At 64.4% G+C, this 11,196-nt stretch carries 8 protein-coding genes and 2 pseudogenes; 2 read left to right on the forward strand and 8 right to left on the reverse strand.

Features of this window, described 5'->3' with window-relative positions; all coding sequences use genetic code 11:
- Positions 1-972 (forward strand): IS256 family transposase (locus ACP16H_RS26150; RefSeq protein ID WP_425074722.1); only part of this gene is annotated, 972 nt, incomplete at its 5' end.
- Here the strand turns inward: ACP16H_RS26150 and ACP16H_RS26155 are convergent.
- The 8 genes and pseudogenes from ACP16H_RS26155 to ACP16H_RS26190 form a co-directional block, all read right to left on the reverse strand.
- Positions 973-2,820 (reverse strand): TRAP transporter permease, encoded by a 1,848-nt coding sequence (locus ACP16H_RS26155; protein WP_425075077.1) that lies wholly within the window; start codon positions 2,818-2,820, stop codon positions 973-975.
- Positions 2,817-3,302, reverse strand: coding sequence for a DUF1850 domain-containing protein (locus tag ACP16H_RS26160; RefSeq protein ID WP_425075078.1), 486 nt, complete (start codon positions 3,300-3,302; stop codon positions 2,817-2,819). Before ACP16H_RS26160 ends, ACP16H_RS26155 begins: the two co-directional genes overlap by 4 nt.
- Positions 3,299-4,285, reverse strand: a complete 987-nt coding sequence (locus ACP16H_RS26165) for a TAXI family TRAP transporter solute-binding subunit (RefSeq protein WP_425075079.1) — start codon at positions 4,283-4,285, stop codon at positions 3,299-3,301. Before ACP16H_RS26165 ends, ACP16H_RS26160 begins: the two co-directional genes overlap by 4 nt.
- Before the next feature lie 825 nt (positions 4,286-5,110).
- A pseudogene (locus ACP16H_RS26170) lies at positions 5,111-6,345 on the reverse strand (IS91 family transposase).
- A gap of 12 nt (positions 6,346-6,357) precedes the next feature.
- Positions 6,358-6,984 (reverse strand): annotated as a pseudogene (locus ACP16H_RS26175) (tyrosine-type recombinase/integrase); the annotation flags it as partial.
- Positions 6,985-7,489: 505 nt separating this feature from the next.
- Positions 7,490-8,818, reverse strand: a complete 1,329-nt coding sequence (locus tag ACP16H_RS26180) for a sigma-54-dependent transcriptional regulator (protein ID WP_425075080.1) — start codon at positions 8,816-8,818, stop codon at positions 7,490-7,492.
- A complete protein-coding gene (locus tag ACP16H_RS26185; protein WP_425075081.1) occupies positions 8,815-10,554 on the reverse strand; it encodes a sensor histidine kinase in 1,740 nt (579 codons plus the stop codon). Before ACP16H_RS26185 ends, ACP16H_RS26180 begins: the two co-directional genes overlap by 4 nt.
- Before the next feature lie 4 nt (positions 10,555-10,558).
- Positions 10,559-10,732: a hypothetical protein gene (locus tag ACP16H_RS26190; protein ID WP_425075082.1), complete on the reverse strand. Its 174-nt coding sequence runs from the start codon at positions 10,730-10,732 to the stop codon at positions 10,559-10,561.
- 122 nt (positions 10,733-10,854) lie between these two features.
- Between ACP16H_RS26190 and ACP16H_RS26195 the strand changes: the two genes are divergently transcribed.
- A partial coding sequence (locus ACP16H_RS26195) for a transposase (RefSeq protein WP_425075083.1) occupies positions 10,855-11,196 on the forward strand: 342 nt, incomplete at its 3' end.

Here is an 11,196-nt window from a genome sequence, read left to right on the forward strand (position 1 = left end):
ATCTCCTTCACGCCCAGCATCCTGCCGCGCTACCTGCGCAAGGCCAAATCGGTCGAGGAACTGCTGCCCTGGCTCTACCTCAAGGGGGTCTCCACCGGCGATTTCGGCGAGGCGCTGGCCGCCCTTCTGGGGCCGGACGCCAAGGGCCTGTCGGCCAAGACCGTCACCCGCCTGAAAGCCAACTGGTGGTCCGAATACGAGGCTTGGGAGAAGCGCGACCTCGGAACCCGGCGGTTCCTCTACATCTGGGCCGACGGTGTCTACTTCAAGCCGCGCATGGCCGAGGAAAAGCAATGCGTTCTGGTCATCGTCGGGGCGGATGAATACGGCCGGAAGGAACTGCTGGCCATGACCGACGGCTTCCGCGAGAGCACCCAGAGCTGGCGCGAGGTGCTGCTCGATCTCAAGCGGCGCGGCCTCACGCAGGATCCCAAGCTCGCGATCGGCGACGGTGCCCTCGGCTTCTGGACGGCCCTGCGCGAAGTCTTCCCCACGACGCAGGAGCAGCGGTGCTGGCTGCACAAGACCATGAACGTGCTGAACGCGCTGCCGAAATCGGCGCAGGCCAGGGCCAAAGGACACCTGCACGACATCTGGCAGGCCGGGACAAAGGCCGAAGCCAACGTCGCCTTCAACTTCTTCGTCGAAACCTACGGTGTGAAATGGGACAAGGCGGTGGCCAAGCTGGTCAAGGACCGGGACGCGCTGCTGACCCTCTACGACTATCCGGCCGAGCACTGGAAACATATCCGGACGTCAAATCCGATCGAGAGCACCTTCGCCACCGTCCGGCACCGCACCCGGCGAACCAAGGGCTGCCTGAGCCGAAAGACCGGGCTCGCCATGGCCTTCCGGCTGATGATGTCGGCGCAGAAGAAATGGCGGAGGCTCGACGGCCGGAACCGCCTGCCAGAGGTCATCAGCGGGGTTGAGTTCCGCGACGGCGTCCGCCACATTCAAGCTGCCGCCTGATCAAGCGTCACCAACTTTCGAGCATATCTCCCACAGGAAGCCTTCGAGCACTGCGGCAAAGGCCACCAGCCCGAGGATCGCCAGCCCCCCCCCCCAGAGGACAAAAGGCACCGACCCTCCGATGATGATCTGTTCGTTGAACACCATAAAGAGCGGAATCAGGTAGAGACCCTTGGCGTATTTCCATGCCTGAATGCTCGTCTCCATGGGCTTCGATCCGGCAATCGCGGCCCCGGCAAACCCCGCGAGCGCGACGGGCGGGGTCACGTTGCTGTCCTGAGAATACCAGAACACCACCAGATGTGCGATCAAAAGCGGAATGCCGAACTGTTCAGTCAGCGCGGGACCAACAAGGATGATGAGCACGATATAGGCGGCTGTTACCGGCAGGCCCATGCCCAGCACGAGGCTGGCCAGCAGGACCAGGATCAGCGCCAAGACGATGTTGCCCCCGGAGAAGGCGATCATCATGGCCGAGAACTTCAGCCCGAGGCCTGTCAGGCCGACGACGCCCACGATGATGCCCGCGACGGCACAGGCCACGGACACCGCCACCGCGTTGCGCGCGCCCAGATCTAGCGCTTCGAGCGTCAGGGCAAGGCCGCGTCTGGACAGCGCGACAAAGCCCGACACCGTCGGACCAGACTTGGCGAAGGTCCAGAGCGCCCGCGCCGAGGCCGCCGCGATGATCGACAGGATCGCGTAGAAGCCCACCCGCATCGGGGAATAGCCCGCCACCAGCAGGGCGACGAGGGCGGCCAGTGGCAGCAGGAAATGCCAGCCTTCGGCCAGAACCTTGCGCGTGTCGGGCAGGTCCTCGGCGGACAGGCCGGTCATGCCCTGCTTGACCGCCGCGATATGCACCAGCAGGTAGACCGTACCGAAATACAGCACCGCCGGAAAGATCGAGATCAGCACGATGTCGACGTAAGGAACGCTGGTATATTCGCTCATGAGGAAGGCACCGGCCCCCATCAGCGGCGGCATGATCTGCCCGCCGGTGGAGGCCGCCGCCTCGATCCCGCCTGCCTGCGCGGGGCGGTAGCCGAGCTTCTTCATCAAGGGAATGGTGAAGGCGCCGGTCGTCACCACGTTGGCAATGGCCGAGCCTGAAATCGACCCCATGCCAGCGCTGGCGATCACGGCGGCCTTGGCCGGGCCGCCGCGCTGACGGCCTGCGGCGGCATAGGCAAGGTCGATGAAGAACTTGCCCGCGCCGGTGACTTCGAGGAAGGCCCCGAACAGCACGAAGACGAAGACGAAGGTCGCCGCGACGCCGAGCGGAATGCCGAAGATGCCTTCGGCCCCCAGCGTCATCTGGCTGGCCAGACGCTCCAGCGAATAGCCGCGATGATTGAGGATGCCGGGCATCCAGTCCGCGAGAAAGGGCAACTCACCCCGGCTACCCGCGAAGGCATAAACGATGAAGAAGGCACCGATCAGCGTCATGCCGAGGCCCACGGCACGTCGCGCGGCCTCGAGCACGACGATAATGGTTGCAACACCCATGACAACGTCGACTGTCCGGGGAAAGACTTGGTTGGCGATGATGTCGATGTTCAGCGGTACCCAGGCGCCTGCGCCAATACTCAGCACGATCAGGGTGCCGTCGATGATCCATCCCGTCACGCCGCGCGGTCGATCCTTGCCGAAGGCCGGGTAGATCAGGAAGCACAGCACCAGGACAAAGCCGAGGTGGATGGGTCTCTGGAAAAACAGCCCAAGCGGCTGCACGCCTGCTGTATACAGTTGGAACAGCGACAGCGCGATGCCGATCACCGTGATGGCACGCGCAACCATCCATGGCTGTTCAGGCGGCGGAAGCGGGTCGTCGGATGGCATTGTCATCGGGTCTGTGTCCTTTCGAGGGCGATCCGCACCCTTTGGTGCGACGCAACCGCAGTCAGGGAGACGATGTCGTCTCCGACCTGAAGGCGGTGGTTCACGGGATCGGCACCGGGGCGCAAGATATAGGCGTCACCCGGAACCGGTTCGTCGATGTCGAGTATGAAGTAGCCGCCCTGTCCGTCCGTGACCTGCCGTCCGCGCCCGGGAATATGGTCCAGACCAGCGGCGAAGTCGGGAAGATGCGCGTGAACGAGGACCATCCGGCCCGCCCGGTTCTCGTAGCAGTCAGAGACCGCAAAGCCCTTCACCGAATGGTTCCACAACACGCACCAGCCGGTGCCTTCGGGAACGTCCAGGCGGGCAATCTCCGTTCCGTCTTCGAGAGTGGCCGTCAGCGCATCCGCCCCTGCCGGAACCGGCAGCAGCGAGAGAAGGAGGAAAGGGAGCCATTGAACTCCCCTTCCCCGGATGGCTCCGATCATGGACGCAGTTTGTCCGGAACGGTGGCGCCGATCTCTTCGTAGTAGCGGATCGCGCCGGGATGCAGCGGCACCGGCGTCGCCGTCAGGGAAAACTCCACCGTCGTCTCGCGCGCTGCCGGGTGGATCGCCTGCAGTTCGGCGATGTTCTCGAACATGGCCTTGGTGACGTTGTAGGCCACCTCGTCCGGCATCTCGGACGAGACCGTCAGCACGTTCGGAATGCCCAGCACGGTGATGTCCGCGTCGACGCCGGTATAGCTGCCGCCGGGCAGGACCGTCCGGGCAAAGGTTGCGTCCGCGGCCATTGCGGCCTCCAGCTGTGCCTCGGTCAGGGCGATGACGACGATGTCCTGCGTGGTCGCAAGGTTGAGGATCGACGACGTCGGCGCGCCCACCGACCAGAACCCGGCGTCGATGTCACCGTTGGACAGCGCGTCGGCGGTTTCGTTGAAGTTCAGGCGCTGTTCCTCGATATCGTCATAGCTGATGCCGTTCGCCGCGAGGATCGCGTTGGTGTTCACCTCGGTGCCGGACCCCGGCGCGCCGATGGAGACGCGCTTGCCGCGCAGATCGTCGAGCGAGCTGATGCCCGAATCCTTCAACGCCACGATCTGCACCATGTTGGCATAAAGCGATGCCAGCCCACGGACCATCGGCAGTTGCTGGCCCTCGAACCGGCCCGTGCCGGAATAGGCCTGCGCCACCGTGTCGGCCAGGCCGATGGCCAGGTCCGCGTCGCCGGTGGCGATCAGGCCCATGTTCTCGACCGACGCGCCTGTGACTTCGGCCGTCGCGGAATATCCGTCGATATGCGTGTTGATGATTTCGGCCAGCCCGCCGCCCATCGGATAGTACACCCCACCGGTCCCGCCTGTGGCAATCGACAGTTGCTCTTGCGCCAGTGCCGGCACAGCAAGGCCGACCGACAAGGCAACGGCAGTTCCCAGTCTGCGCAAAGATGCGTGTTTCACGAATTTCGTCATGGTCTTCCTCCCATATCGGGCCAACCGCCCAAGTGTGCTCCCGACTCCTCTTCGAGATGGGAAAAAGCTAAGGCGTATTGCGCGGGAGATCGGCCAGTTTCCGGGGCGGACAGGGCATTTCGTGGCAATGGACCGCCAGCCCCAAGGCAAATATTCGCCAGAGCCTGCACCGCCGAGACGCAAGATGTGCGTTCCGGGCCAATGTCACCTGATGACGGTCTCGACCTGTGGATACTAATGGTGCGGTCCTCAACACCAATTGATGCGCCGGAACATTATCCTCCCCGTCCATGGCCCGGCTGAAGCCCTGACCGCGGAGCATTGTCCTGGCGGCAAGTCCTTCCGGAACTGCACGGGCTCTGGTTTAGTTAGGTCAGCTTTCTGCGCACAGCCGACCTTGGCCTGTCAAAAATGCTGCAGGATGCCTTGGATGTCCGGTTTGGTGAAGCCGCGCTGCGGCGGTAGATGCTCTGTCGAAGGTCCGCGTTGGTGAAGGATTTTTGATGCGGGCCGTGGAGCAACGTTTCCTGGCGGCGCTTCGTCGGCCCGCGTTGGAAATCCTCCCAAGGTGGAAGCCGCGTTGGCCGGGCGCAGTCTATGGGGAAAGTGGGCTGAGGTATCCAGCGACGGCGTAGCGTGGTGGGCGGTTCGAAGGCTGCCGACCGTTCCCAATGGCGCCCTGATCCGTCCAAGTGATGATGCTCGGTTTCGGATGGCGCATTCCGTCGGCGGTTCGTGGGCACGGCGCCGTGTAGGGCCAAGCTGAGCCTGTCCGGGACGATTGCAAGATCCGGAGTGGTTTTCGTGACAGTGACGGGAGTTTCGTCATGCGGCTTGCTCCCGCGTCGGTGCGCGCGACATTGGTTTCTGGCCGCGACGGAAGATCTCGATGATGCGCATCGGCCCGCCGCAGCATGGGCACGGTTCCCGCAAGGTAAGAGGTGCGAGCTCCGTCGGGTCTTGCGCTTCCCGTTCGGGCGTACGCTGCCCGAGCAGGTCGCGGACGCGGGCGATATTGACCTTGCGGGTCGCGCTGGCCAGCAGGCCGTAGTGCCGGATGCGGTGGAAGCCGTCTGGCAGGACATGGATCAGGAAACGGCGGATGAACTCTGGTGTGGCGAGACGCATGATCTTCTGCCTGTCGCCGGCTTTGATGCGGTAGTCCTTCCAACGGAACGCGACGGTCCCGGCGTCGGCGCTAATCAGGCGATGGTTCGAGATTGCGACGCGATGTGTGTATCGGCTGAGGTAGGCGAGCACGGCCTCGGGGCCACCGAAAGGCGGCTTGGCATAGACCACCCATTCGGATTTGCGGAAAGGGGCGAGCCACGCGGCAAAAGTATCCGCATTTGCCAGCCGTTCAAGGTCACCGTAGAAGGCCAGTTCTCCGACGCGATGCAGAGCCACCAGCCCTTCGAGGAACAGGCGCCGGAACAGGCGGGACAGCACGCGGACATGCAGGAAGAACCCGGGTTTGCAGGCGACCCATCGGGTGCCGTCCTGTGACAGTCCTCCGCCCGGCACGATCATGTGGATGTGGGGGTGATGCGTCAGGGCAGGGCCCCAGGTGTGAAGCACGCTGGTCATGCCGATCTTGGCACCGAGGCGCTTGGGATCGGCGGCGGTTGTCATCACCGTTTCCGCAGACGCGCGGAACAGCATGCCGTAAATGGCCTTCTTGTTCCACAAGGCGATCTGCGCGATCTCGGCTGGCAGGGTGAAGACGGCGTGGAAATACTCCACGGGGAGAAGGTCCTCGGCGCGGGCGGCCATCCAGTCGCGCGCCGCTGGCCCTTGGCACTTCGGACAATGCCGGTTCTTGCAGGAATTGTAGGCGATGTGATGATGGCCGCACTTGGCGCAGCCCGCCACATGCCCGCCGAGCGCCTCGGTTCGGCAGGCTTCGATTGCCCCCTCCCGTGACATTGCTTCGCAATGCACTGCCGGGCAGTGGACATCACCTTGAGCTGGGTCAGGCTGACATGCCCGGCATTGGCCCGCCGCCACGCAGGACCATGGGCGCGAAAGATGTCAGCGATCTCCAGCGTCGGCCGGGGCACCCCGGCGCCCGGTCACTCCAGACTTCGCTTCACGGCGTGATCCTGCAGCTTGGCCAGCATCTCGTAGGGGCTGACCGTGTCGCGGATCGTCCTGGTGGCGACATGCGTGTATTGCGCCGTCGTCGTCAGCTTGGCATGGCCGAGCAGAACCTGGATCACCCGGACATCCGTGTTGGCCTCCAGCAGATGGGTCGCAAAGCTGTGCCTCAGGGTGTGCAGGGTCGCCGCCTTTTTGACCCCGGCCATCGTTTTGGCTGACGTGAACGCGCGGTTCAGTTGCCGTGGCGAGATCGGGTTGATCTTGGGCTTGCCGGGGAAAAGCCAGCCCTTGGGGCGCGCTTCGCGCCAGTAGTCGCGCAGGAGTTCGAGCAAGCCGGGGGACAGCATGACCTTGCGGTCCTTCCGCCCCTTGCCCTGCTCGACATGGATCAGCATGCGGTCGCTGTCGTGTCAAAGACGCGCCTCCGGCACGATGTCCCCGATCTTGAGATTGCAGACCTCGGCAGCCCTGAGCCCGGCACCGTAGGAGATGCTGAGAGCCGCGCGATACTTCAGGCCGGGCCCGGGCGCCGCCATCAGGATGTCGGACATCCCCTCGACGCTGAACACCACGGGCAGCTTCCGCGGCTCAGTGCGGAATCCTCTCCCCGGTCATGGGAACCTCCTGTCTGTCGATTGAGAGGCCTCAATCGTCAGGCAGGTGCCCGCATTCCCAAATGCACAGGGTGGCGATCGGTCCCGAACGCCTGCCACGGGCGCCATTGCCGCGCGAGCGGCTTCGTCCTTGGTGAAGGACTTTCGCAACACGGGATGTAACGGCTGGTCCCCAGCCCTCATCAACCACTCGAGAACGGTCCGCTAGCGAGTCTGGTGCGCGAGCTATGCGTCTGGTAGTCGAGGCGACCCACCAGTGCCTTGCACTCAGGCCAATTTATTTCTATCATTGGCCCGCCCTTCTGTTCTTGCGCGGTGGCTCCGGCGGCAAACTTCGAAGAGCGTCCAGTCCTTGGGGACAATCTCAAGGCTGAAGCAATGCGGAGCACATTGCAGGAAACAGGCTTGCCGCCGGAACGTAGACGACTGCGGGCAACGGTACCTTCGAAATGACCAATAGCGGTCCGTCCAGGCCGGTCCAGGTGTTATATCAGGAAACGTCCGGCTTGCGCTCGACATCCGACGAAATTCCGTATCGCCGCATCTTGTCGTTCAGCGTGCGTCGCGGAAGCCCGAGGGTTTGCGCCGCCCGCAAGGTATTGCCCGCGTGGGCATCCAGCACAGCCGAAATCTCGCGGGCCTCGAAGTCGGCAACGCGGTCGGCCAAGGTCATCGGGGTCGTTGCGGGCACCCCGCCGCCTTCGAACTCCACCAGCCCGAGGGCAAAGGCCTCTGCGCTCGATTTCAGCTCGCGGACATTGCCGCTCCAGGCTTGCCGCTTCAGTTTCTGCGCCAGCGCCCAGGGCAGTCTGGGGGACTCGCGGCCATAGCGGCGGGCGGCGAGTTGCGCGTAGTGGAGGAAGATCAGGGGGATATCCTCGCCCGCTTCGCGCAGGGTCGGCGTCGTCAATTCTGCCGTCGCCAGCCGAAAGAACAGGTCCGGGCGGAAGCCATCGAGCAGACGAAGGTTCGTCTTTGTCGTTGCGATCACCCTGACGTCCAGACTCCGGGTCACGGTGTCACCCAGACGTTCGAAACTGCGTTCCTGAAGCACCCGCAACAGCTTGGCCTGAATGGCCATAGGCATGGTCTCGACTTCGTCCAGCATCAGCGTCCCGCCCTGGGCTGCCTCCAGCTTGCCGACGCGGCCCGCCGCGTCATGCGCCAGAACCCCCTCGGCATGGCCGAACAGGATGGTCTCGGCCATGGATTCCGGCAGTGCCGCGCAATTCAGCGCGATGAACGGCGCTTTGGCGCGGGGGCTTGCGGCGTGGATGCCGCGAGCGGCCAGTTCCTTGCCGGTCCCTGTCTCGCCGGTGATGAGCACGTCCAGATCGACCGAAGCCAGCACCGAGATGCGCTTGCGGAATTGCTGCATCGCGCGGGACCGGCCAAGGATGCTGTCCTCGGCGCGCTCGGCCAGAACCTGTTGTAGCCGCGCGATCTCGTTTCGCGTGGCCTGCGCCTCCAGCGTGCGGCGGATCACTGCGAGAAGATGCGCGGATTCATAGGGTTTCTCGAGGAAATCCTCGGCACCAGCGCGAATGGCCTCGACCGCATGGCCGACATCGCCGTGCCCGGTCAGCATCACGACCGGCATACCCAGCCTGCGCAGCCGAAGCTGCCGGAGGAAGGCCATGCCATCCATGCCGGGCATGCGAAGATCGCTGATCAAAAGATCGGGCTGTTCGGCCATCGCGTCCAGTGCATCCTGTGCCGCGCCAAAGGTCTGCACGGCATAGCCCGAGGCGTCGATCAGATCGGCCAAGGCCGAAAGATGATCGGCATCATCGTCAACGATGAAGATACGGGCGGTCATGCGGCCTCTGCTCCGTTCGGCATCGCCAGCGGTATGGTGACGGTGACCTGCGTGCGCTGTCCCGGCACCGACTCGATGGATAGCGTACCCTGAAAGTCGGACAGGATCGCCTTGCAGATCGCAAGACCCAGTCCAAGGCTTTCTCCACTGACCTTTGTGGAGAAGAACGGTTCGGTGACATTGGGCAGATCAGCCTCGGCGATGCCCGCGCCCGTGTCCGCGACGCACAGCCGCGCGCAACCATTCCCGGCAGTCAGCGTGACGGAGATCTGCGCGTCGGGCACATCGGCGACCGCATCCAGCGCGTTCAACAGCAGGTTGGCCACTACCTGTTCCATCCGGACGACACCCGCCAGGACCTCGATCCTCTCCTCCGGAGGATGGAACACCGGGCTCACACCGACGACACGCGCCCGGGGGGCCACCAGTTCCAGCGCAGAGACTACCGGAGCGCCTAGGTCGATCAGCGACCGTTCCGCCACATCCTTGCGCGCAAAACTCTTCAGATGTTTCGTGGTCCGCTGCATCCGGCGGATCAATCCGCGCGCCTTGGCCAACCGGTTTGCCGTGGCCGTATCGGACGGCGCCAGACCGAGTTCCGCGGCCGACAGCGTCGCCTCCATCGCGGCAAGGGGTTGGCTGATCTCGTGAACGATCGCCGTGGACATACGACCAAGTGCCGCCATCTTCTCGGTATGCACCAAGGCATCCTGCGTGGCGCGCAGGTCGATTTCCACCTGGGTCCGGGCGTCAACTTCGCGCGCCAGGTCGGCGGTCCGGGCGCGGACCATGGACTCCAGTGCTTCGGCTTGTGACAGCCGCAGTGCGACGATCTGTCGGCGCTGATCCCGGGCTTTTACCATGCCGATCAGAGCCAGCGTCGCCAGCATGGCCAGCACCGCCGTCCCGAAGGAGACGAGTTGCAGACCCGTCGTGGGCCGCGCAGCGACCACCTGCCATCCGGTCGACGGCATCGTGGCGATGCGGCCGATCCAGCCTTCGCCTCTTGCATCGCTGCCGACGGCCGGTCCGGGCAGCAGCGGCAAGGCCGCGGCCAGATCCTCACCCGCGAAAGCCCGTGTCGAGGCCAATTGTTCCAGCACGTCGGGGTCCAGCGCCGTCAGTGGACGGTATTCCCAATCGGGTCGGGCCGACAGGAAGACGACCCCATGCGGATCGGCAAGGGCAACGTCCGCATCCGCAGTCCGCCAGACGGTTTCCAGCGGTCGAAGGTCCATCTTGACCACCAGCACGCCGCGCGCGCCCTCTGCTTCGATCCGCGTGGCGAGGAAATACCCCGGCACGCCGGTCGTGACGCCGATGCCATAGAATTGGCCCTCGCCTTGGGTCATGGCCTCTTGGAAATAAGGGCGAAACCCGTAATTTTGGCCAACGAAGCTGCCCTGTCGGTTCCAATTCGACGCGGCGATCGTGTCGCCCTGCGCGTCGATCAGGAACAGGTCCCCGGCCTGCGCATGCGCCGCGACCGTCTCCAGGTAGGTGTTCGCGTCTTGCAGTGCGCCGCTTCCGGCCAGAGCCCGGCGCACCCGCGCGTCTTCGGCGGCGACGAAGGGGAGCGAGCGCAGCCGCTCCACCTCTGCCTCGACGGCACGTTCTGTCAGCAGCAGCGTCTGGTCCAGTTGCGTGCGCGCCGCACCAAGAACAAAGTTCTGCATGACCAGCCAGACCAGTCCGCCGACAAGCCCCGCCAGAAAGAAAGGCCTGATCAGGGTCATGCGCTCAGCCGCCCGCAGCGCCCGGTGCGCCGCTCGGGCCTCCGGTCAGGGTATTTGCCCGTCGCGCCTGCACCCAGTTCATCCCGAGCAGGACCACGACCAACCCAAAGCCGACGCCCTCGACAATCAGGTCGGGCCAGAACAGCGCAACGACCCCCGGCACCAGAAGCAAACGCATCCAGACCGGCACCGGACACCACAGGAAGAGTAACGCGCGAAAGTTGGTGATGCCCTGAGGGGCGGCATATCATGGCGGTGTTCAGACGCCGTCAATTCTCAGCCGAGAAAGGGATATGCCACATGTCGGAGACTACCATCAGCACGCTGCCCGATCCATCGGGGTTTTCGCCGGATCCGCTGACGGACCTCATCCGGGAGGGTGCGCGCAAGCTTATCGAACAAGCGGTTGAGGCCGAGCTGGCAACGCTCCTCGCCGCGTTCGCTGAGGAAAGGCTCGATGACGGCCGGGCCAGGCTGGTGCGGCACGGACATTTGCCGGAGCGCGAAATCCTGACCGGGATCGGTCCGGTCGCCGTGAAGGTGCCGCGGGTGCGGGATCGCAAGCCGGGAACGGAGAGGATCTCCTTCACGCCCAGCATCCTGCCGCGCTACCTGCGCAAGGCCAAATCGGTCGAGGAACTG

This window comes from Sagittula sp. S175, from assembly GCF_049800975.1.
Lineage (GTDB): Bacteria > Pseudomonadota > Alphaproteobacteria > Rhodobacterales > Rhodobacteraceae > Sagittula.

Bases quoted from the DNA above. Each gene is read 5' to 3' on its own strand.
- ACP16H_RS26155 (WP_425075077.1), bottom strand. From the start codon at position 2,820: ATGACAATGCCATCCGACGACCCGCTTCCGCCGCCTGAACAGCCATGG.
- ACP16H_RS26160 (WP_425075078.1), bottom strand. From the start codon at position 3,302: ATGATCGGAGCCATCCGGGGAAGGGGAGTTCAATGGCTCCCTTTCCTC.
- ACP16H_RS26165 (WP_425075079.1), bottom strand. From the start codon at position 4,285: ATGACGAAATTCGTGAAACACGCATCTTTGCGCAGACTGGGAACTGCC.
- ACP16H_RS26180 (WP_425075080.1), bottom strand. From the start codon at position 8,818: ATGACCGCCCGTATCTTCATCGTTGACGATGATGCCGATCATCTTTCG.
- ACP16H_RS26185 (WP_425075081.1), bottom strand. From the start codon at position 10,554: ATGACCCTGATCAGGCCTTTCTTTCTGGCGGGGCTTGTCGGCGGACTG.
- ACP16H_RS26190 (WP_425075082.1), bottom strand. From the start codon at position 10,732: ATGCGTTTGCTTCTGGTGCCGGGGGTCGTTGCGCTGTTCTGGCCCGAC.